We start from the raw sequence: 21,680 nt of genomic DNA, 5'->3' as shown, positions 1-21,680 counted from the left end.
GGAACCTTCGCAGCTATTGCCGTGAAGTTAGTAATCCCTTAAAGGATTATGAGTAAAAGGGCTCAAGCGTCGTAAGTATTTCTACCGCTGAACTTAAGACTTGAGGGATTGGGGTTCTGACCAATTCGACGAGGATTGTGATTGACGACTGGACGTCCCTCATTGACTTTTTCAGGGAAAACACCATCCTTTGGATGAAGAAACTCAGTATCGCCACCAGGAAAGATGCGATAAATCTTGTAATCTTCAATCCTTGGCTTAAAGGAAGTTCTTAATTGAGTTCCCAAAGCAAGACACTGTTCCTTGCGAGCGAAATACATGATGTTTTCACCCTCATTCATCACCGCAGCACCACCAGTGGGCAACTCAAAAGCCTGAGCCTTCCCGCTTGACCAAGTGATGGCGTACTTTTCCTCAGTTTCAGCAGAATTTAAAAGCCCACCTGTACTGGCAATGCTCTTTGGGAGATTACCTTTCAAAGCCTCAGAAGCCATGGCTGTCCTCTAAATCCGTAATTCCGGTACCTATGAAAATTAGCACCGTGTTTTTCCCCTAGAACACTACAAGGGGTCAACCGTCACACCCGTCAACATTAAAAGAATTTAAAAAAGTCAAACATTACAGTCCGCAACTGGGAAAAACACGGTCAAGCCATTATCACGTCGATCTGTTAAGCGACCACCCAAACTAGCCAACAATTGTTGCGTAGCGGCCTTGGTAAGTTCCAAACTGCCAGTATTTGGGTTCCAACTTAATACCGGCCCAAGCTGTGCGTTTTGTTGTTTGCTTGCACAACCATTGATATATGGATCAATTTCTTCAATAAGTATTTGAAGTTTCAATCGATGTCCTGCTGGGCGCAGCTTCAAAGTAAGACTAGAGCCAGGAGGAAGACCCCGACTCGTTCTATCTATAAGACCGCCTAGCATCAATTCAAGCCGCTCTGGATCACTTAATACATGGGAAAGGTCAGGCGAAATGTCGAGTCGAAGTCGAACACCTCTCCTTTCTAATTGATAACTTGCAGAGGGATATAACAATTCCAACATTTTCCCTAAATCAGTTCTTGCCAGTCTTGAAGTCTCTTGAGGCTGACGCTGTAATTCTGCCGCATTAAAAATCAAACCAAACCGATCAATTTGCTCTGTACACTCCGTATCAATCTGTTTTAAACGATTTTCAACAATATCTGGGAGATCCGTTCGTCTTAACAGAGAGCGAATCAGTGTTCTGATAGTTGCTAAAGGTGTTCGTACCTCATGCGTAATAGCCTCCAAAAGTGACAGTTCCGCAGTTTGCTCATTAATAGGCTCAGACTCATTTGATTTATCCGGGATTGTTTGCAACGTAAGGCTTGGAGCAATCGCTGCAAGCCTCTCAGCCAATCTTGGCCAGAACAACTGTTCAAGGCCAGGATTACTTTCTAATTGCCCTAAAGCTGCTAACGCGAGACGCAATTCATTTGCCTGAGCATGATCTTCATCATCAATTCTCAAATCCAAAATCTTTAACAAATCAGCAATAGCATCAGGATCACTCCTCATAAGGAGGTGTCTTTCGCCTTTTTTCCCTGACAAAGCAAGTGCAACCTGAATATCAGGAGTAATTATTATCAACAATGGATCTTGTCCATCATCTTGTCTTAAAGGCATCCTTTTAAAGTGGCCTTCATCTGCAATGCTTTGCTGAGATATTGATCTGGTTTTGCTAGGGAGCAAAAAGCCTCCAAAAGGAACATGTAAATTGCTTAATTGTTCAGGAGCCCAAACCCATCCTTTAAAACGTTTTAATAAACGAGGTTCATAAAGTGCTGGTAGTGGAGCGGCTATCCAAATCCCTGAAGATGGATTCATTGGTAGCAAAACATCTTCCTGAAGAGTCTCTAATGCAGCCCACCAAAGACGTCGAACAGTCTCTTCATCAACCTTTCCAGGAGTAAGCCCTTGAGCCATTCTTTCGTGAAAAGCACTTAAGCACCTAGAACGATTCACAAGTTCTCAGAATTCAAAAATGATTGGCGAGCAACGGAAAGACAGATTCCTATTGCCATAAAATTAATCACTAATGCTGTCCTCCCATAACTCATAAAAGGAAGAGGGATCCCAGTAACTGGACCCAGCCCGATTGTCATGAAGATATTAACAATAACCTGAAACATCACCATAGTTGCTATGCCAATTACAACCAATGATTCATAATCAGTTCTAGCTCTTCTTGCGATCTTCAAGAGTTCAAAAATCAATAAAGCAAAACTAAAAACCACTATAAATGTTCCCAAAAACCCAGTTTCTTCTCCTAATGCACTAAATATAAAATCAGTATGCTGCTCAGGAATAAATTGCAGTTTTGTCAATTCCCCTTGCAAAAGACCAGATCCAAACAAACCTCCAGAACCTATCCCAATTGTACTTTGAAGTAAATGATAACCGCCTCCAAGAGGATCTTTGGAAGGATCAAGAAACAAAAGTAACCTATCTCGTTGATAAGCTTTTAACCCATTTTCCCAAATCCAAGGAGTGGCGAATGCAATAAGAATCTGAAACAGAAATATTAAAGAAGCAAAAGTAACCCTAAAAGGCAATGTTCTATAAGCCAATAGTGAAATTAATGGAATCCAGAGTAAAAGGCCCCACGGATATCCTGCAGTAAATATGGCAGTTATTAGCCCCGAAAAGAAAATAACGACCCACTCCAGTTTCATGCCAGACCAATAAAGCATTGTTATCAGAACAGCTCCAAATACCAAAGATGTGCCTAAATCAGGCTGAACAAATACAAGGCCCCAAGGGATAGAAATGACGACTAATGGTCTAATTAAGTCAACAGGTTTGCTAATTGGGTGGCGTTCAAGAACTGCAGCAAGTAGAAGTATCGCTACAATTTTTGCTAACTCAGAAGGTTGAAAATGTATACCTCCAAAACTTAACCATCTTTGGGAACCTAAAGCAGATACACCTATAACGCGAACTGCAATAAGACTGAGAACAGTTACACAATACATTGGGAACAAGAATGGCTTGTATCTCCGCAAAGGTAAACGTGCTAACCCCAACGCAACTAACACACCAACACATGCTGTTAGCCAATGTTGATACCAATCAGCAAAGTCAGAATTTCTCTGAGTGCTCGCAATCAAACAACCTGACAGTATGACCAAACCAATAGGAATAGCCCACATTATGAAGTTAGTATTCCTGGGTTTATTTATCCGAACTAATGGGTGCAAAGTCTTTTCTTTACTACTCCGTCTAAAAATTCTTAGCATTATTCACTACTTAATCCAGATTTCTGAGATATAACCTTTGCCAATTTGATAAAGGCATCTGCACTAAATGATTCAGGTTTATCTATTACAATTGGACACCCTTTATTCCCACCTTCTTGGACAGGCATTTCCATAGGTATCTCAGCCAATAGATCTACATCTTTCTCAAGTGCCAGCTGCTTTCCACCACCAGAGCCAAATATTGCGTAACGTTTTTCTGGCATATCAGGTGGCACAAAAAAAGACATATTTTCTACAACTCCAAGAATAGGAATACCCATCTGGACAAACATTGCAAGGCCTCTTCTGGAATCCTGTAATGAAACCCTCTGGGGTGTTGTCACGATGACTACTCCAACCATTGGCACTGCCTGCGCTAAAGACAATTGGGCATCACCAGTTCCTGGAGGTAAATCCACAATTAATACATCCAGTTCTCCCCAATTACACTGATAAAGAAATTGGCGAATAATGCCATTTAACATTGGCCCACGCCAAATTACTGGCTGGCTTTCCTCTATAAGAAGGCCCATCGAAATCATACAAATACCAGAACTTTGGATTGGAGAAATGATTTGGCTAGTCCCTGAACCAGTTACATGAGGAGTTTGGTCAGCCACTCCAAGCATGGTTGGAGTATTTGGCCCATAAATATCTGCATCTAAAAGACCTACCTTGAAGCCCTGCTTAGCTAATGCACAAGCCAGGTTTACTGCAACCGTGCTTTTGCCCACTCCACCTTTTCCGCTGCTAACAGCAATTACTTTCTTCACTCCAGGGATAGATTGCGGCTCTGCAACTTGACCATGCCCTGCCTGGCCTATTGGTGAATCAGGTGGCGATTGAGAATTAGCCAATTCTATCTGTACATCGCTAATGCCATCCAAATTAGACAAGGAATCTCTTATTTCTTGAGCAATTCGCTCCCTTTGAGAATTTGCAAAGGCTGGAAGATTCATTCTCAATATCACTCTTGGAGGGATTACACGAACTTGATCAACCCACCCCAGCTCAGCAACAGGACGCCCACTTCCAGAATCCTTTACTTCGCCGAGAATATTATTTACTTGATTGGTAAGACTCATGACTTAATTAGCCGAAGAAGGACTTTGATCTTAATGGTGTAAAGATATTGTTCTAGTGTGAGAAAAGGGAATTTGAAAAGCCCTCGACGAAAAGCTAAACGATTAACTTCTCTCCACAAGACCTCCATGTTCCGCTCTTTTATAGACAATCTTATAAAACCAGGCAGAATTTCTACCTCAAACAAAAAGGAGGCAACTTCTACATCCCAAATCTCTTCAATGCCACCCGAAAACTCCAGGGATAGAGCACGTGAATTAGTTCTCAATCTTCAAGATAAAATCTGCTCTGGTCTTGAAGAAATTGACGGAACAGGGAAATTTCAGGAAGAATCATGGGATCGCCCAGAGGGAGGCGGGGGCAGATCCAGAGTAATGAAAGACGGAACAATATTTGAACAAGGAGGTGTAAATTTTTCTGAGGTCCATGGTGAAGAACTACCTCCTTCAATCCTGAATCAACGCCCAGAGGCTAAAGGCCATCAATGGTTTGCTACTGGAACATCGATGGTTCTTCATCCCCGGAATCCATATGTTCCTACTGTTCACCTTAATTACCGTTATTTCGAAGCAGGACCAGTGTGGTGGTTTGGAGGAGGAGCAGATTTAACACCTTTTTATCCTTTTCTTGAAGATGCTCGTCACTTTCATCAAACACATAAAGATGCATGTGATTCAATTGACCCACATTTTCACAAGGTTTTCAAACCATGGTGTGACGAATATTTCTACTTAAAGCATCGTGAAGAGGCACGAGGAATAGGAGGAATCTTCTATGATTATCAAAATGGCTCTGGGAATTTATACAAAGGTCAGAATTTTGACGGAAAGACTGCAAAGATTTCTAGAGAGATTGGAGAAAAAAATTTTCATTGGGAGACATTATTTAATCTAGCTACTTCATGTGGAAACGCATTTCTCCCATCATATTGTCCAATAATTGAAAAGAGAAAGGATCTTAATTTTGGTGAGAAAGAGCGTCAGTTTCAATTATATAGAAGAGGCAGATATGTAGAGTTTAATCTTGTCTGGGACAGAGGAACTATTTTCGGTCTACAAACAAATGGTCGCACTGAGTCAATCTTGATGTCATTACCACCCCTGGCGCGCTGGGAATATGGTTATTTGTCAGAGTCTGGATCACGTGAAGCACTTTTAACTGATATCTTCACTCAACCTCAAGATTGGCTAAATGATAATAATCTTGAGAAACTATGCCGAAATAATAATGCTATAACTTAACAGTTATAGTATCTTTGTTTAGACCTTTTAAAATAGAATTAGTAATTCTAATAGCTATAGTCCTGATTGTTTTATCTCTAGTAGATGCATCTCGAAGTCTATCTTCAAGTTCACCTTCTAATTTTCCTATTTCAAGAATTCGAATTTGTCTCCTTGGTGCACCGAGCCCTCCCCTAAATAGTAAAGGATATCGACCAAAGTCACTGGCCAAGCTTTCATCAATACTATTCAAATCATCAGTAACAGCAGGTATTAAACCTGAGCCATAGCCATCAGGTCCATATGCATCAAAGTGTATTTCCAATGGATAACCTCCATTCAAAGCATGCCTATACCCATTTGACCAATTGGTTCTAGGGTCATTAGCATCAACCAATGTACGAATTTCGGGATCATAAAAACTAATATTTAATCCATAACGTCTACCTAATAACACAAGTTCTTTACAGACAAGTAAATTCCAATACAATTCATCTCGCATGGAACTATCCATTGGGGCAGCACCTTTTAAATCAACTACATAACCAGAAGTGCCAGCACCATTCATTCCTTGAGAATCAGCATGTCCAGCCATAACTAAAATATGGACGTCATGATTAATTTGACCTTTCCCTATCCAGAAACTAGGTAGATTTACACGTGAACCGATTAAAGAATCTACTTTTAAGTTTGAGAGTTGCTTAGCAAAATTAATAGGTGTAAAAGTCAACAAAATGCCAATCAAAGTAAACGAAAGTCTCTTGCTTAAACTAATCATGGTAAAGGCAAGAATTTTAAATAGGAGAGGACAGTAATGAGCCATCGCTTGCTAAAGCTAAGCTATTAGAAAGCTCTAACTCCATAGCAATCAACTCATCTCTATGAGCCCTAACCCTTAACTGACTATTATCACTTTCGGGAGAACTAATCAAGCGCAATTCGACAGCCTCAATTCGTGATGCTTTGCGCTGATAAAAAGCACCGGCAACAGGTCCAAGGGCAGAAAGCAAAAGTGGCCACCAACCTAAAAATGGATAAAGCTGTACCAGTACTAAGCCCAAGCAAGCTGAACCAACCATTCCATAAATTGACAATAAAATAGCCAGTCCATTGCTAGAAGAAACGCTCCCTCTAAACCGCAACAATTTCTTTTCTAAATCCCCACCATCTCTAATCCATCCCCTTCCTTCTAGCCAAAGACTTATTCCATCTAATACTTCAATTGGTGGCTTTGAAGAAAAAACATCAACAACGGTTGTACGATCCTTACTCGCTGCCCGAAGAAAAAAGACCAACCCAATTGCTAATAATAGGGTCAATAAAAGAGTTGAGGAGAGGACTTTAGACATTTGAAAAGAGAAGGAAATCTACCTTTATAGTGCTTTTAGAAGTAAAGAAAATTCTAGGCCAAGTCCAAACTAAGCCATGCCGGATAGAAGAGGCAAAGTAAAATAAAGTTTTTTCTAAACTTAATAGAGACTGAAATATAATTTTCTTATTAGAATGCCTTAAGAATACTCCTGCTAGCTAGTCCTCCAAAAAACCATCACAAAAAACATTCTCAACTAATATAGATAATCTTTTAGTCTAGGAACTAATCTAAGTGTCTTTTTAAGCTCTATGAAACTATGTCACAAGTAAATTCTACCCCAGCAAATTTCAAGGTATTTGATCAAGACCTTGATCTGACCTGGGAAAATCGCTATGAGAAAGCATCAACTCTTGCTGTAGATACTGAAGCCATGGGACTTATCCATGGGCGAGACAGGCTTTGTCTTGTACAAATTTGTGATTCTCAAGACAATGTTGCTTGCGTAAGAATCAACAAAGGCCAACGATCCGCACCAAGACTGAAGAAAATCTTAGAGTCAAGCTCGATAGAGAAGATTATGCATTTTGCGCGATTTGATGTTGCCGCATTGGCGCAAGGATTAGATATAAAAATGAACTCGATATTCTGCACAAAAATTGCAAGTCGACTTGCTCGTACTTATAGTCCGAGACATGGATTAAAGGAAGTAATACTTGAACTAGTAGGAGTGGAATTAGACAAACAAGCTCAAAGCAGTGACTGGGGTAAAATGGAGAATCTGAATGAATCACAACTGGCTTATGCAGCAAACGATACTAGATACCTCATACCAGCAAGAATGCGCCTTGAAGAAATGCTTCGTAGAGAGGGAAGGTGGGAAATTGCACAAGAATGCTTCAGATGTATTCCTGTTCTCTCAAACCTAGATCGAATGCATTTCAATCATATATTTGAACATTAATACTTTTCTTTCTCAGTCCTCAACCATAAAGTTTTCATCCTCAGCTAGAGCTTCTAACAGATTATCTAATTGCTTGGATGATGAATCTTCATTGGCCATTGCTAAACGTGCTTCTTCTAAAAGACGCATCGCGATATTCTTTCTTGACTGAATATCCCTTGCTCCCTCCTTTGCCGCAACCAAATCAACACGCCTGCGAGCCGAGGAAAGACTAATACTTAAGTGCCTAGCCAACAAAGCACAAACCTTTAAGTATTCATGATCTTGTATTGCGGCCATAAAAAAACCTCTCACAACTAAAATACATCTTGCTTGTCTTTTTCGTAAAAGCTTTATTAAACTCCCAAAAGACAACTCGAGACAAGTTCTGCCAAGGCTTTACTTCCCCCAGACGGCCCCATGCGCCTAATCCCCCTAAGGCCTAAGCGCTGCCTAAGTTTATGATTCTCCAAAAGTAATTTTAATTTTTCTGAAAGAGCCTTTGAATCAGTAAATGGTTCTACTGCCCCAGCCAAAAGACGGCTCTGACGCAATGCGAAATCACGATTAAATTGAGGCCCAGGACCGATTAAAGAAACTGCCGGTTTTCCAAGCCCAACTAATTGTTCGGTAGCCGTACCAGCAGCTGTAATACCAACCTCTGCCCAACCAGCCCAAGAAGCAAATTTCCCAGAGCCAAGCAATACAAGCCTAGAGTTCTTCCCCCAACAAAACCGCGATTCAAAATCATCAGATTGGATATTTACTGGGGCATAACCCTGGGCCTTTAAGACAAGGGCTAATTGGCCAATGGTTGGTTCCGAACCTAGAGCAACTAAAACAGCAGTTGGCTCATTCAGGTTCAAATCTTCCAAGCAAATCAGCAATCTCTCAAAATTACGCATTGCTTCAGGAATACGGCTCCCGCAAAGCAAAAGGACTCTTCGATAACTCCTCAACGAAGGAGGGCAAGAGTTCCTATGCAACTCATCCATCATTGGATTACCTGGGGCAATAGCCATCACATTGAGCCGCCTTAAACCACGAGCTGTCAATGCGTCTCTGACTGCAACTAGCTTGCAACGTGAAGATCTCATCAATGCACATTCCCAAGGATCCCATTCACTCCCTTTCCAGTTGTGGTAATAGTCGCTCAAAGAATATCCAGGGCCACTTCTCCAGGTGTAATCACTTTTTGGAGTACCAACAAATCCGTAAGAAGAGCCACTACTCCAAGCCATGAACAAAGGTAAGCAGTCTCCTATCGCGAGAATTACATTTCCTTTGCGCGCTGCTCTGCGGATTGTCTTCCATTGATCTATGCAAATAAGAGTTAAACCCGCAAATAAATCCGAGACAAAAGCCTTGAGACTCTGATTACTAAAGCCCCCACTAGGCAAAGAGGCTTCCGGACCAATTTTTCGAAGCCAGCCCTCTGATATTGGCAATTGAAAAATTTTACCTTGACCAACTAATGGCATTACTTCAAGCTTCAAGCTAGGTTCCAATCTATGGATGGATTCCAAAACTCTTAGAGCTATTAAATCCTCTCCATGTCCATTTGAAAGAACCAATAGTGCCTGGTTACTCTGCCTGATACGATCCGCAGAGACCACCTGAAACTCACTCTGGGCGGCATGGCCAAGTGGTAAGGCAGAGGATTGCAAATCCTTTATCCCCAGTTCGAATCTGGGTGCCGCCTTCTTACCTTTCTTAAGACCGATCCCTATGATCAGTTGCAAGAACTCAATTAATAGGTCCCTTTTTCTCATAAACGGATCTTTTACCTCTTAAATTTGGTCGGGAAGTACCCTTCTCTCAACCATCATTGGGCTTAACACTCTTTTAGTGTGCCATTTCCTAACCAAGTAGTCATCTATTAGGATCTTTGTTATTTCTTGACCAGGACTTAAGAATTCTCCCCAAAATACACTCTGTGCAATGTCTTTCTCAAAGAGAATATACTTGTATAAGCTCACAAAATCTAGACAGGTCTCTTAAAATAAATCTTAAATATGCATGTAATTACATGAAAGGGAACTATATCTCCAAACAAATTTCTAAATGTATAAAAAGGTCATCACCTCTATATGAATATTGGAACTCAGAACAAAATTCAAACGATGAAAAAAACAGGTTAGCAAAAATAAATAGCGAAGAAATATATAAACCTGGTTTGCTGCTTTACAGGGAAGAACCTTATAAATGGGAAATCTTATACCAATGTATTATTAGAGAACTAATCCTAGATAAAACTCATTCAACAAGAGCCTTGAAGAAAATGCTATTCACCTTAAATTCTGCTTGCAGGTCTCAACTAATTAATTCGCTAGAGGAAAATGATATTTTAATAAAAGACATAATCGAAGATCTCAAGCAATTATCAACAGAAAAGATGCAAGTTATTGTTAATAAAAATAATGAAAACAGTTACAGTATATGGACCTTCCTAAGAATACTTATTTGTATTTTTACAAATCCTTTTGATTTACATATCAAAAAAGAAAAAGTAAGAATCTATGAAAAGACAGGCTCATTAATATATTCAATAAAACAGGTAACTAATAACATCTAAACTCATTAACCAGCTGATTTCTCCTCAGCTATAATTCTTCTAATAGTTGAAAGCGAGATACTAGTCTGATCTCTAATAGAGCGATATGAGAAACCATCTGCTCGAAGACGTAAAACCAACTTTTCTTTCACTTCACTCGTCCTTGGCCTTCCCCCTAAATTCCTATTTTCTAGTGTCTTACATACATCTTTTTTGGGCTGATTTTTCTCATCATGATTACTTCCAATTGCCAATAGCGCTGTAACAAGGGCAAACAACTTTTCTGAAGCTTCGCTCAATTCCCTACTATCAAAATCTCCTTTAATGGTTCTCAGAGAAATCCCTTGGTTATGTAATAAATGCAATCTCCTAGCTGCTTCTGCTGACGTTAAGCCTAAGGAATCTAGTTTCTCGACAACAAGCTCGTCTCCCTTTTTTAAACGATTGAGAACCATTAAAAATCCTGGTCTTTCGGTTACAGAATCATCTTCATGAAGAGAATCATTCAAAACATACGAACATCTACCAATATTCAGCAGGCTATCTTCTACCTTCTGATCACTCACAGATCCTTCTTGAACAAAATAACCAATCGATTTTGCCCTATGAAAACCCTTAAAAGATCGCCTACCAGAAAGGAAGTTCGATTGCTTAAAAAGATAGCTTGTCAAGCTGTTAAAAACTATAGTTAAAACTATAGTAGTGATAATTAAGAGGAATGGTCAAAAGTTTTACAGAAAATTCCAAATTCCTTTTCTTCATTGTTTTTTTTAGTTTAATCAATCGAATCAATGTTCTAATAACTGTTCTAATAACTGTTCTGTAAAGCTTATTTTAACATGTGTTTAAAGAAATCGAGTGAACACTTTTCCTGCTGAAAAATAATGTCTCATTTTTGCCATGACTTTTCAAGGAAAGAACTATCATTCAAAAACAGCAAAGAAGATCCTCATCATGCCTGTCCTTAACAACTGGACAAAGATCTTGTTTCTGTTGATGTTGAATATTTTTGTTGCTCAAGCTCCTCTTTCTGCAGAGATAAAAATCTGCGAAATTAAATATAATGAAAAAAATCTAGATAATAAAAATAAGGCAAATTCTCTCTCACGAATTCTGCAAAACCAAGAGAAAAAAGAATGTCATTTGATTGGTAGAGAATTTGACAGGTTTGGGGAAGAGATTCCTGATAAGCCAATATATGCTTGTTGCAAAAAAAGCTCATAATGAAAAACCCTCTTTCAGAGCGACTTTGTTATATCATTCATATTAATTAAATCAAAAAATAATTTATCGTCTCTAGAAAGGCTCTCCCAGCAAGCGATTATATTTTTTTTTAGAGATTGAATTAGCCTGGTTTTTGGGGATCTAAATAATATACAACATAAAAGATAAAAGAAGTGAACTCTTTATATGTTCATTTACATGCCTATTCTAACTCTACTATCTATAAGAGATTAATATTCACTATCTTCAACACATCGTCCTATGCATCGATTTCCATTTGAGGAAGTTCGCAAACAATAGTTGCATAGTACCCTGTTAGCTCCTTTGATATCAACCTCATTGTCCTGGAAAACTACTCCATCTAATGGTTTATACAACTTTGGATTCGTTTCTGACATTTTGATTTCTCTCTTATTTATCAAATATTTCAATTAATTTAAACACCTTGATAATAGTGTTGTTTATTAAGTGAGTTATTTGGATATTAGTTAACTTTTATGGTTAGGATCCGGACTAACAACAACTGGGATAGAAGTAGAGTTTTTAGAATGCAATGAAACAACCTTTTTAGGCTTTGGAGGTTCTGGAGCTGGAGCTCGTGCTGGAGGCGCTTCTTCAACTTCCTCTTCCTTTGAGCAAGCAGCTAAAGCTTCTCTAAGTAATGAATCAAAAGTTGCACCAGGAAGTCTATGTCGTGCGACTTCAAGAAATGTTCTTGGTAAGGACTCGGATGCAGCCGTTCTCAAAGCAGGATTATTACTACGGTGCTCTTGCTCATCTTGTATTGCCTTAATAAATCTGCGAGTTACATCTCGCTTTGTTGACGCCTTGATAAAGGTGTCATTATCACCAAATCCATTACCAACCTCATGTTCAAGATCACTTAACCGTCTTTCCAAACTTTCAAGGACCTCTTCCGCTTCCTTTCCAATATGAGCCAACTGACCATCAGAAAGATTTGGCATGTCTGCGACATAGACCTTGCCATGATCACGAAGAGTCAGAAAAGTTGGTCTAGCCCCTGAGCGGTTTGGACCATTCAAATCATAACCATCACCCAAGGGTCTCTTGGGAGGTACAGGGCCAGCCGAACTACGTCGCCGTGTTAAACGTTGAGAACTCTCGTAAGGCATCGATCTAAAGAAAATGTAACGACGCTGATGCCGATCAAGTAAATCGGATTGTCTCTATTTATTTTACTAGTCGAAATACAGAAATGCGTTTCAAAGAAGAGGCTCTTACAACTCCGAAGCAAAATTTATTAAGAAAAGGGCAGACTGAGTGCTTTAAACAAGGCCCCGCAATAAAAGCTCCTCATTACCCTGCAAAGACTCAATACTGCCTATGCAAAAAGAAGAGTAACCCTCATTAGTAGAAGTCTGAAGAACCCTCTCGACATCCCTCTCAGAAACTACAAGGCAAAACCCAATACCCATATTAAATGTGTTCCATAAGTCTGCTTCTGGAACTTGGCCAAAGTGCTGGAGCCATTGAAAAATCTCTGGTCGCTGCCAGGAACTCTGATCTACATAAGCCCTCATACCATGAGGTAGACATCGAGGAAGGTTTTCAGGAAGGCCTCCACCAGTTATATGTGCCATTCCCTTGATAAAGACCTCATCCTTTAAAAGAGATCTTACCAACTGAACATATAACTTAGTAGGCGCCAAAAGCGAGGTAATTAATGGTAATTTTTTTTCTCCAAAAATAGTTTCCTCATTGACATCTACCATTTCTAATATCTTCCTTACCAAACTAAACCCATTACTATGAACTCCGCTACTTTCAACGCCAATAATCTTATCTCCTACTTCAATTTTACTACCATCAATAAGAGAACCTTCTTCTGCAACTGCTACGCAAAAACCTGCCAGGTCATAACGCCCAGGCGAATAAAACCCGGGCATCTCAGCTGTCTCACCACCTAGAAGAGAGCATCCACTTCGTCTACATCCATCCGCAATCCCTGCAACGACTTCTTCCATTGCCTCCGGAGTAATTTTCCCAGTGGCCATGTAATCCAAAAAGAAAAGTGGTTCTGATCCTGTGGTAATTACATCGTTAACGCACATCGCAACAAGATCTACACCAACATTGCGATGTTGCTTAAATTTTTGCGCTAGTTCTAATTTGGTCCCCACACCATCGGTTCCAGCTACTAAGACCGGGTTCTTCAAGCCCTCTGGGAGACGCATTAGTCCACCAAAACCTCCTAACCCCCCTATAACCTCCTTCCTGAAGGTTGCTTCAACATTCGATTTAATGCGACTAACGAAGGCTCTTCCAGCCTCAACATCAACCCCAGAAGTCTTGTAATCCATAGCTCCAAATAGCTGGGCAAATAGTCCTACTCATTTGATTGTGGACCAACAAACCTTAGTTAATTCAAGCCATTAAGGCTCCCAAATAAGAAACAGTTTTAATCATCTTGAAAGTTCTGCATCATATCAATGGTTCGATGCCAAATATGAATGATTGAACTGAACAAACAGTAGCTCCGTTACTGAGATGAAAAATTGATCTATCAAAACTGATGAAGGCCAATAATGCACTTTTGCAAGATTTCAATCCACAATGAAGCTGAAGCTAATGAGGTGTTGAACTGGGCTTTTCCATCCTACGAACAAATGATGAGTTACGTCACTGGCGCAATGCTCAAAAGTTTGACCTTTACTTTGTTCCCACTATGGGAGCTCTGCACAAAGGTCATAGTGAGCTGATTAAAGCAGCACATAATTTTGACGAAGCAAAACCTATTTCCGTCCTAACAAGTGTGTTTGTAAACCCATTACAATTTGCGCCTGGAGAGGATTTCAAAAAATATCCACGAAACTTTCAAAAAGACTGCAAAGTAGCTCAAGAATCTGGATCATCGGCAATTTGGTCGCCTTCTATTCAAGATATTTTTCCTGAAAATGAGAAATCATTATCGAAAACGAACGCACGAGATAACTTAGCCTCTAGTCTTTGTGGTCTCAGTCGCCCTGGACATTTTGAAGGAGTTGTCAATGTAGTTGAACGTCTTTTAACGCTTGTCAAACCAGAGGTTTTAGTTCTTGGCGAAAAGGATTGGCAACAGCTACTAATTATCCGAGAACTCATAAAAGATCTTAAACTTCCATTAAAAGTTAGGGGAGTTAAAACTTTTCGAGAAAAAGATGGTCTCGCATTTAGCTCTCGAAACTCATATCTTACGGCAAAGGAACGTCAAAAAGCTCTTGCAATCCCAAGATTATTGGCTCAAGCAGAAAAAGAGTTTAAATCTTCTAAAAAGATAAAACTTCAAGAGTGGAGAAAGAGACTCAATCAAGAAGGTTTAGAAGTCGAATACCTTGAGTTAGTAGATCCCTGGACACTTCAAACAGCTCAAAAAAGCCATACAATCAGTCTGCTAGCTGCTGCAGTGAAATGTGGCAAAACCAGACTTATAGATCACAAATTCCTCATGGAACGCAAACCCATAGTTGCAATTGACGGTCCTGCAGGGGCTGGAAAAAGTACCGTTACTAAAATCTTCGCAAAAAAAGTCGGGCTTCTTTATCTCGATACTGGAGCAATGTACAGAGCAGTAACTTGGTTTATACAACAAAAAGGCATTGACCCAAAAAACAAAAATGAAGTCAAAGATGCAATTCAAATGCTTCAATTAGAACTTAATTTGAACCAATCAGGTTCACAATCAATTCTTGTAGATGGGAAAGATGTAAGTGAAGATATACGTTCACAATCTATTAGTAATATTGTTTCTGAGATAGCCAAACAAGAAGCAGTCAGAAAAGTGTTAACCACGCACCAAAAGTCACTTGGTATAAATGGAGGTCTAGTAGCCGAAGGAAGGGATATCGGCAGTACAGTATTTCCAGATGCTGAATTAAAAATCTTTCTTACAGCTACCACGAAAGAACGCGCAAGGCGGAGATATGAAGATCTAAAAAATAGAGGCTATACACACGATAGTATTGAAGAAATAGAAACACAAATCAGGCAGAGAGATGAAATAGACAGGACAAGAGAGATCTCACCACTTATTAAGTCTCATGATGCAATTGAACTAGTTACTGATGGCATGAATATAGAAAAAGTCGTAGATTCTATTGCTGATCTATTTAAAGAGAAAGTCCCTCAAGAAGTATGGCCTAGCAATTAGAAGAATAATTCTTTAGTAAACCATCACAAGCATCCTCAAGTAGATCAAGAACTCTTTCAAATCCCATATCACCTCCATAATAAGGGTCTGGAACTTCAGTAAGGTTAGGATTAGAACCAAAACTTAGAATCGGTATAATCTTAGCTTTAGGTGGACAATCCAACTCTGATGCGAGAGCCTTAACAGAACAAAGATTTTCATTATCCATTGTTAATATCAAATCGAAATTAATTAAATCATTTTTATTAATCTTTCTAGCAAGACTAGGCAACTCAATCCCTCTGTTATTTGCGGCCTTTTGCATCCTCCTATCAGGAAGGCTACCAACATGCCAACCTCCTGTACCAGCAGAATCAACTTCAAATTCTCGAGAAAGCTTCTTCAACTTAAGCAAGTGAAGAAAGACTCCTTCCGCAGCAGGAGATCGACATATATTCCCTAAGCATACAAATAATATTTTTGTAGCCACTAGACAAAACGCTTATTAGTTCAAATATTAGTTGACGCATGCGTACGTTTGCCAGAGATATATTATTAATCAATAATTCAGGAAGCTAAAGCTTAAATAAAACCTCATGAATATATTCTTCGGTCCAAGAACTACCAAAAAAGCGGGTCAGCATAGCCCTAGCTGGATCTTTTGCAGCGCGATATTCAAGATACTCTTTTTGACCTGAATAAAGCAGTTCAGATCTTTTTGATGAAACCAATTCTGATTTCTCAAGTAAATCTATATACAAACTCAAATATGCATTAAAGGCGGGTAGAAGTTTACTTTGAATAAGTTGATCAGAGTTCACATCTAAAGGAAGTTTTGTCCATAAGAATCCTGGTGAAAAATATTTCTTTGCTTCATCTGGAATCCTTCCACCAAATGGAAATTCTTTACTCCATTGGTTGAATATTGGAGCCAAACCTTCCCAAAGTAATCGAAAATGGGTTAGGTCATTCCTCAAAACAGGTTGTAAATCGAGTGCTATGAGGTGACCAGAAGGAAGGCTTACAAAATCTGCTCCAAAAAAAGGTAGATCATATTGAGGTGAAGGTATTAAAACAAAATTAAGCACATCAGTATGATCACCTGCCTTAATGCAAGCTGCTCTAGCAAGTTTCAATTTATCTGTTGAACCAGCCCAAGTCTGAACTGAAACATGAAAAGGTTTATTTCTTGGTCCTGATAACACTTTCTTATCTAAAAACTCACTAGAAAGAGGGCATGGAGAAAGATTAAACTTTGAAACAGATGTAATTGCATCATCTATAAATTTTTGCCAATACCATTGATGAAGGCAGATATGATCCAAACTTCTATTTCGCAATTTCATACTTTCTTAAATTCACTCTCTCTCAAAAGAAGAGTCGTCATTATTACTATCAGGAAAAAGGAAAGTATGTACAAATTTATCAGTCCAAGCCTTACCAAAATAACTTGTAAATAATCCATGTGCAGGATCTCTCTCAGAAGAATAAATATCATAATGAGTTTGCAATTTACGAACTTCTTGAGATGACAATCGCGAAGATTTATCCACCATCTCTTTACTCAAATCCCAATAACACGTTAAAAAAGAGCTAAAAGCTTTAGGGAGTGAGTTGTTAGCTTCTTCAAGTCCCCCTCTACAAAATAACAACCATGGAGAAAAATATTGCTCTGGGTCAAATGAATGCATATTTTCATTCTTACGAAGTTCTGGGAACTTACTATTTAAAGAAATCAATCCTTTATAATGTCTTGAGAAATATTCCTGGTCCTGAACTAAAGGCTGAAAGTCAAGGACAGCCACCAACTTTCGTGTAACTCCAAACCATAAAAGATCAACTCCCAGAATTGGCTGGTCATTATCATAATTAGGGTAAGCGACTGTATTCAAAACCTCCAATTTCTCTCCTGCGGTTAACTTAGTGACACGCCAGCGGCGAAATCCCGGAACATTCCAAAGCCAGTTTCTAATAAACCCATCTCCCTTATTACTATTACAAGTTTGAATATCATTTGGAAGCTCGATAAGCTCTCCACCACGAAATAGAATACCAGTATTTAATTCCTCTAGCATGGTATCAAACATAACTCTCGCTTAGTTAGATAACTGTATATTCAAAGAGCGGTTGAGACAGTCTTAAGCATAGGCTCTAAAAAAAATTGAGCAATCTATATTAAAACTTTTTATTAAATGAAATTCTAGGTTTTATCCTCAGTACTACCTGGACGTTTCCTATTCGTCAACAAACGGAAAACAACCTTCCCTATCGCAGCAATCAAGTTCCCTTCAAGCTCCTGAAAAATATTCATATTATATTTGAATGCATTATTAGCTTCCTCTACTATAGATTCCACCATAGGCTGATCAATCTTCAATGAATTGAGTGTTTGACTGTATTGTTGCTTAAATTCTTTCTCATCATTTATCAAATCAAAATTATAAAAACTTAGGCCTCCATTTTCAGAAAGATTCAAAGCTTTCTTGGCAATTGTCTTTAAAATTTGCCCCCCTGAAAGGTCGCCAATATATCTCGTATAATGATGACCGATAAGAAGCTCGGGAGATTCTTTAGCAAGATAATGAATACGTTCCACATACTCTTGGGCTGAAATTGTCGGTTTAACTACTTCTGACCATTGACTGCCAAAGAAAAAAATCAAATCTTGTTCAAGAGCCTTAGTTCTACTCAACTCAGGGAAGTCGATAGAAGAAATAATTGTATTTCCTAAATCAGACAACCTTCTAATCTCTTCTTCCATTGCTGAATAGACAAAATATAAATCCGCAATAAGTAGTCTATAACTGGTCTTGTCAACTACACCTTTAAGAAAGCAGCTTACAAACCCAGTATTTTCAGCCATTGTGTGGGCCTTTCGGGTCCCTTCTCGTAATTGCCTCGCAAGGTCAAGCGGCATTGAGCAGCATGCAATAGGTATTTAGATTGAAGCTAGAAGCCAATGAAGGCTTTAGGAACACTTTGGTTAGGAAGGGTTAGAAAGAGTTAATTAGAAGGTGGGAAAAGAGAGAACAGATCTCGGCAGATCTCCTTCAAAAGAATCAGCTGTGATGACTCAGGCAAATAAGGACCCGTAGGGTTCCATTCACCAACAGTAGCCAATCGCCATCTTTCTCCTTCAAATGTCATGCCCCGTATTAAAACACCCAAAAGATAAGGCTTACTGAAATCGAGCTTTTCTGTACTAAACCTCAACTGCAAAAGGAGGCTGCGACACTGCAAACGAGGAGTCCATCCTGGAAAATGAAATGAAAAATCCAGCGTTTCTGCTTCTGACCACTTACGCGTCTGAGGATCATCACGCCATGGAGCCAAATTAACTGAAGCCGATGGGAAATGTCGCCTGACCAAGGTGACTGACGATGCAAGAGCTTGGGCTAAATCAATACTATGAACATGATCTGAGGCGTTCACAAAACTCTCCTACCCTCAAAAGCTTCTAAGGAAATATCATGTTTAAGGATCTTCCAAATATTCATAGCAAAATCCTTAAAAAATCTCTTGAAATTTGTTTTACCCTAAAAGTAAGCTTTTTCGCAAGGGCAAGAATCCCCATCAAGAAGAATCAACAAGAATGATCATTTTTGAACGAGTAGTCAAGGTCTCCAAGTACTCCATTGTTGGACTATTTGCTGCTGGAACACATGCAATAGTGCTAATTATCCTTAGTAAAGCGATAGCTTTGTGGGCTAGTAATCTAATCGGATTTTTAAGTGGATCACTAGTCAGTTATCTGGGTCATTCTCTTTACACATTTCGGAAGGCCACTGGTGGTAAACGCTTTGCGCGCAGATGGCTTCTAATTCAATTCACCATCAATACAAGTATCTGCACTTTGTTACCTATCTTGCTCTCCTCGGTAGAACAACTTCGATTAACAGCATGGATATTTATTTTCACACCAACAGTGATAAATGCATTTATCTGGTCATTTGCAGCAAAATTCAGCTTTAACAGGATTCACAGGCCTCGGTCCACACCTGTTATTCATGCAGATGACTTAGGACTCACGAACGCAACAAACAAAGCTATTTTCGCTCTTGCACAAGCTGGTGCGCTTCAAAGTGCAAGCCTTTTAGTAAATGGAATTGCCGTCAATGAAGCCATTCATGCATGGAAAAACAAACTACAAATTCCACTTACATTACACATTTCTCTAACTGAAGGGATTGCAGTTAGTAATAGCAGACTAGTAAGAAAGCTTTCCAATCATAAAGGCTCTTTAAATCAAACATTTAGCAAACTACTATTTGCATCTTTTCTTCCAAAAAGAGCATCACTTAGGAGAGAAATAGAACTTGCAATAAAAAAAGAGCTATTGGCACAAATTAAAAAGTTTAAAAGGCTGACAAAGATAGACTCAATATCAATAGATGGGCACCAACATATTCATCTCATACCAATTGTTCTAGATGTACTTCTGGAAATTTCCAAGACAGAAGATGTGTCATGGATTAGAACAACTTATGAGCCCTTACCAAATAATACTTCAACTGAGAATCTCCTCAAAAGTTGCGTAGATGGTGGTTTTTTGAAGTGGCTAACACTTCAAGTTCTTAGCAACCTTGCATCCAATCAAATTAAAAAAGCAAACATCAAAACAAATGCTGGATTTTCGGGTGTTCTTTTCACAGGTAAAATGAGCATGAATGCAATAAAGTCAGCTTGGATGGAATTAAGAATTCTTCAGGTTTATCCATGGCAAACTCAACCTATGATTCTGGTACATCCAGCAGCAAATTTAGAACCTGGAGAAAGTATGGGAATGCATAATGAATTCCCATATTCACAGAAGTTCTTCTCTTCTCCATGGAGACAAAAAGAGTGGAAAGACCTTATCCTTATGAAAGAATCAAGTAATTAGACTATATAGTTAATCTATATTATATATGTGCCGAATAAAGTAATGAGGTCTTGCTCTTGCAGCAACATATACCCTTCCAATATAATCACCTAAAACGCCTATTCCTATGAGTTGGATCCCTCCAAGAAATAAAACAGCGACTATCAATGAAGCGTATCCTGGTACATCAATTCCCTGAACAATTGTACGTAGAATCACTAATAATGCATAAATCAAACTAACAAATGAGACTGTAATCCCTAGAAAAGTCCAAATCTTTAAAGGTAATACTGAAAACGAAAAAATTCCATCTAATGCATAACTAAATAATTTTATAGGGCTCCACGAAGAAACACCTCCAGAACGTATAACTCTTTTATAGCTAATCTCAAAGCTCCGATATCCAGTCCAAGGAACTAACCCTTTTGAAAATCGCCCAAACTCCCTCATTGTCGTAAGAGCTTCAACAACAGGAGCACTAAGTAGTCGATAGTCTCCAGCACCTTCAATCAGTTGAACAGAATCTACAAGTCGATTAAAAATCTTATAAAACCAGGCAGCACTAGTTATCTTAAAAAGCGACTCTTGATCACGATCATCCCTTACCGCAGTAACGATTTCTGCTCCAGAGCGCCATGCTATTACCATCTCATCAATTAACTCTGGAGGATGCTGTAAATCAGAATCGATCAAAACAACTGCTTCAGAGAAATCTTTCGCAAAATCAAGTCCAGCAAGCATTGCTGCCTCTTTCCCAAAATTTCGAGTCAATTCAATCAGAACAACCTTTTTAACATTTTTTTGGTCTCCAGATTTTTTCTGCCACTGTCTAACCCTCTCCAATGTCGAATCAGTAGAGCCATCATCAACTAAAACCAATCCAGCAACATCAGGACGTAAAAGCACCCTTTCAATAAATTGACATATAACGGCTTCTTCATTCCAACAAGCCGCCACAACCCATACTTCGTTTATTTTTTCAGTCTCAGAGGAAGAGGTATCGATCATATTCTTTAAAGGAACCAATTCAGTTGTTGAAATGCAATCATCTTTTTGGCTGAGAAAAGCTATAGAGCTAACTATCAAACATAATTG

23 protein-coding genes and 1 tRNA gene are annotated in these 21,680 nt (G+C 39.0%); 7 read left to right on the top strand and 17 right to left on the bottom strand.

The features are described 5' to 3' along the window. Positions 1–62: 62 nt before the first annotated feature. The 4 genes from SOI84_RS07105 to SOI84_RS07090 all read right to left on the bottom strand — a co-directional run bounded on the left by SOI84_RS07105 (position 63) and on the right by SOI84_RS07090 (position 4,350). Positions 63–494 carry a photosystem I reaction center subunit II gene (locus SOI84_RS07105; protein ID WP_320673853.1) on the bottom strand — a complete coding sequence of 144 codons (432 nt, stop codon included), beginning with the start codon at positions 492–494 and terminating at the stop codon, positions 63–65. A gap of 117 nt (positions 495–611) precedes the next feature. Further along, on the bottom strand, positions 612–1,952 hold the full coding sequence (locus SOI84_RS07100; protein ID WP_320673852.1) for a sensor histidine kinase: 1,341 nt from the start codon (positions 1,950–1,952) through the stop codon (positions 612–614). Positions 1,953–1,987: 35 nt separating this feature from the next. Beyond that, entirely contained in the window at positions 1,988–3,178 is a 1,191-nt protein-coding gene (gene rodA, locus SOI84_RS07095; RefSeq protein WP_320673851.1) for a rod shape-determining protein RodA, read from the bottom strand. Between the two features lie 86 nt (positions 3,179–3,264). Next, positions 3,265–4,350: an Mrp/NBP35 family ATP-binding protein gene (locus SOI84_RS07090; RefSeq protein ID WP_320673850.1), complete on the bottom strand. Its 1,086-nt coding sequence runs from the start codon at positions 4,348–4,350 to the stop codon at positions 3,265–3,267. Positions 4,351–4,569: 219 nt separating this feature from the next. Here SOI84_RS07090 and hemF point away from each other — a divergent pair, with 219 nt between their 5' ends. Then, entirely contained in the window at positions 4,570–5,589 is a 1,020-nt protein-coding gene (gene hemF, locus SOI84_RS07085; RefSeq protein WP_320675411.1) for an oxygen-dependent coproporphyrinogen oxidase, read from the top strand. Here the strand turns inward: hemF and SOI84_RS07080 are convergent. Further along, entirely contained in the window at positions 5,579–6,346 is a 768-nt protein-coding gene (locus tag SOI84_RS07080) for an N-acetylmuramoyl-L-alanine amidase (protein ID WP_320673849.1), read from the bottom strand. The genes hemF and SOI84_RS07080 overlap by 11 nt on opposite strands. 16 nt (positions 6,347–6,362) lie before the next feature. Beyond that, positions 6,363–6,917, bottom strand: coding sequence for a cofactor assembly of complex C subunit B (locus SOI84_RS07075; protein ID WP_320673848.1), 555 nt, complete (start codon positions 6,915–6,917; stop codon positions 6,363–6,365). A 279-nt stretch (positions 6,918–7,196) separates the two neighbouring features. On the opposite strand from SOI84_RS07075, the gene SOI84_RS07070 reads away from it, so the two are divergent. Continuing rightward, complete coding sequence (locus tag SOI84_RS07070) at positions 7,197–7,841, top strand: ribonuclease D (protein ID WP_320673847.1); 645 nt, start codon at positions 7,197–7,199, stop codon at positions 7,839–7,841. A gap of 12 nt (positions 7,842–7,853) precedes the next feature. Here SOI84_RS07070 and SOI84_RS07065 read toward each other — a convergent pair whose 3' ends face one another. Next, on the bottom strand, positions 7,854–8,120 hold the full coding sequence (locus SOI84_RS07065; RefSeq protein WP_320673846.1) for a hypothetical protein: 267 nt from the start codon (positions 8,118–8,120) through the stop codon (positions 7,854–7,856). Between the two features lie 56 nt (positions 8,121–8,176). After that, the gene (locus SOI84_RS07060) at positions 8,177–9,436 is read right to left on the bottom strand and encodes a lipid-A-disaccharide synthase-related protein (protein WP_320673845.1); all 1,260 of its coding nucleotides are present in this window, start codon (positions 9,434–9,436) and stop codon (positions 8,177–8,179) included. Positions 9,437–9,451: 15 nt separating this feature from the next. Here SOI84_RS07060 and SOI84_RS07055 point away from each other — a divergent pair. Both SOI84_RS07055 and SOI84_RS07050 read left to right on the top strand, forming a co-directional pair. Next, positions 9,452–9,522: transfer RNA gene (locus tag SOI84_RS07055), tRNA-Cys, on the top strand. A 327-nt stretch (positions 9,523–9,849) separates the two neighbouring features. After that, positions 9,850–10,395, top strand: coding sequence for a hypothetical protein (locus SOI84_RS07050; RefSeq protein WP_320673844.1), 546 nt, complete (start codon positions 9,850–9,852; stop codon positions 10,393–10,395). A 5-nt stretch (positions 10,396–10,400) separates the two neighbouring features. On the opposite strand, the gene SOI84_RS07045 is transcribed toward SOI84_RS07050, so the two are convergent. After that, on the bottom strand, positions 10,401–10,940 hold the full coding sequence (locus SOI84_RS07045; protein WP_320673843.1) for a recombinase family protein: 540 nt from the start codon (positions 10,938–10,940) through the stop codon (positions 10,401–10,403). A 430-nt stretch (positions 10,941–11,370) separates the two neighbouring features. Between SOI84_RS07045 and SOI84_RS07040 the strand changes: the two genes are divergently transcribed. Next, entirely contained in the window at positions 11,371–11,598 is a 228-nt protein-coding gene (locus tag SOI84_RS07040; RefSeq protein ID WP_320673842.1) for a hypothetical protein, read from the top strand. 488 nt (positions 11,599–12,086) lie between these two features. Here the strand turns inward: SOI84_RS07040 and SOI84_RS07035 are convergent, their stop codons facing one another. Further along, positions 12,087–12,731 (bottom strand): histidine phosphotransferase, encoded by a 645-nt coding sequence (locus tag SOI84_RS07035; RefSeq protein ID WP_320673841.1) that lies wholly within the window; start codon positions 12,729–12,731, stop codon positions 12,087–12,089. A 153-nt stretch (positions 12,732–12,884) separates the two neighbouring features. Continuing rightward, positions 12,885–13,919, bottom strand: a complete 1,035-nt coding sequence (purM, locus tag SOI84_RS07030) for a phosphoribosylformylglycinamidine cyclo-ligase (RefSeq protein WP_320673840.1) — start codon at positions 13,917–13,919, stop codon at positions 12,885–12,887. Between the two features lie 281 nt (positions 13,920–14,200). On the opposite strand from purM, the gene SOI84_RS07025 reads away from it, so the two are divergent. Continuing rightward, positions 14,201–15,745 carry a bifunctional pantoate--beta-alanine ligase/(d)CMP kinase gene (locus SOI84_RS07025; RefSeq protein ID WP_320675410.1) on the top strand — a complete coding sequence of 515 codons (1,545 nt, stop codon included), beginning with the start codon at positions 14,201–14,203 and terminating at the stop codon, positions 15,743–15,745. On the opposite strand, the gene SOI84_RS07020 is transcribed toward SOI84_RS07025, so the two are convergent. The 5 genes from SOI84_RS07020 to SOI84_RS07000 all read right to left on the bottom strand — a co-directional run bounded on the left by SOI84_RS07020 (position 15,735) and on the right by SOI84_RS07000 (position 19,156). Further along, positions 15,735–16,214, bottom strand: a complete 480-nt coding sequence (locus SOI84_RS07020; protein ID WP_320673839.1) for a low molecular weight protein-tyrosine-phosphatase — start codon at positions 16,212–16,214, stop codon at positions 15,735–15,737. The two genes, SOI84_RS07025 and SOI84_RS07020, sit on opposite strands and share 11 nt — an antisense overlap. Before the next feature lie 85 nt (positions 16,215–16,299). After that, positions 16,300–17,070, bottom strand: a complete 771-nt coding sequence (locus tag SOI84_RS07015; protein ID WP_320673838.1) for a phycoerythrobilin:ferredoxin oxidoreductase — start codon at positions 17,068–17,070, stop codon at positions 16,300–16,302. Between the two features lie 12 nt (positions 17,071–17,082). Then, positions 17,083–17,811, bottom strand: coding sequence for a 15,16-dihydrobiliverdin:ferredoxin oxidoreductase (locus SOI84_RS07010; RefSeq protein WP_320673837.1), 729 nt, complete (start codon positions 17,809–17,811; stop codon positions 17,083–17,085). A 113-nt stretch (positions 17,812–17,924) separates the two neighbouring features. Next, positions 17,925–18,641 carry a heme oxygenase (biliverdin-producing) gene (locus SOI84_RS07005; RefSeq protein WP_320673836.1) on the bottom strand — a complete coding sequence of 239 codons (717 nt, stop codon included), beginning with the start codon at positions 18,639–18,641 and terminating at the stop codon, positions 17,925–17,927. Positions 18,642–18,727: 86 nt separating this feature from the next. Then, the gene (locus tag SOI84_RS07000) at positions 18,728–19,156 is read right to left on the bottom strand and encodes a hypothetical protein (RefSeq protein WP_320673835.1); all 429 of its coding nucleotides are present in this window, start codon (positions 19,154–19,156) and stop codon (positions 18,728–18,730) included. A 160-nt stretch (positions 19,157–19,316) separates the two neighbouring features. Here SOI84_RS07000 and SOI84_RS06995 point away from each other — a divergent pair, with 160 nt between their 5' ends. Beyond that, positions 19,317–20,606, top strand: coding sequence for a ChbG/HpnK family deacetylase (locus SOI84_RS06995; RefSeq protein WP_320673834.1), 1,290 nt, complete (start codon positions 19,317–19,319; stop codon positions 20,604–20,606). A gap of 9 nt (positions 20,607–20,615) precedes the next feature. Here the strand turns inward: SOI84_RS06995 and SOI84_RS06990 are convergent, their stop codons facing one another. Beyond that, entirely contained in the window at positions 20,616–21,593 is a 978-nt protein-coding gene (locus tag SOI84_RS06990; RefSeq protein WP_320673833.1) for a glycosyltransferase family 2 protein, read from the bottom strand. Positions 21,594–21,680: the final 87 nt, after the last annotated feature.

The organism is Prochlorococcus sp. MIT 1341, assembly GCF_034092415.1.
Lineage (GTDB): Bacteria > Cyanobacteriota > Cyanobacteriia > PCC-6307 > Cyanobiaceae > AG-363-P08.
Note: the sequence above shows the minus strand (reverse complement) of the source record. Positions and strands in the feature narration are given on the sequence as shown.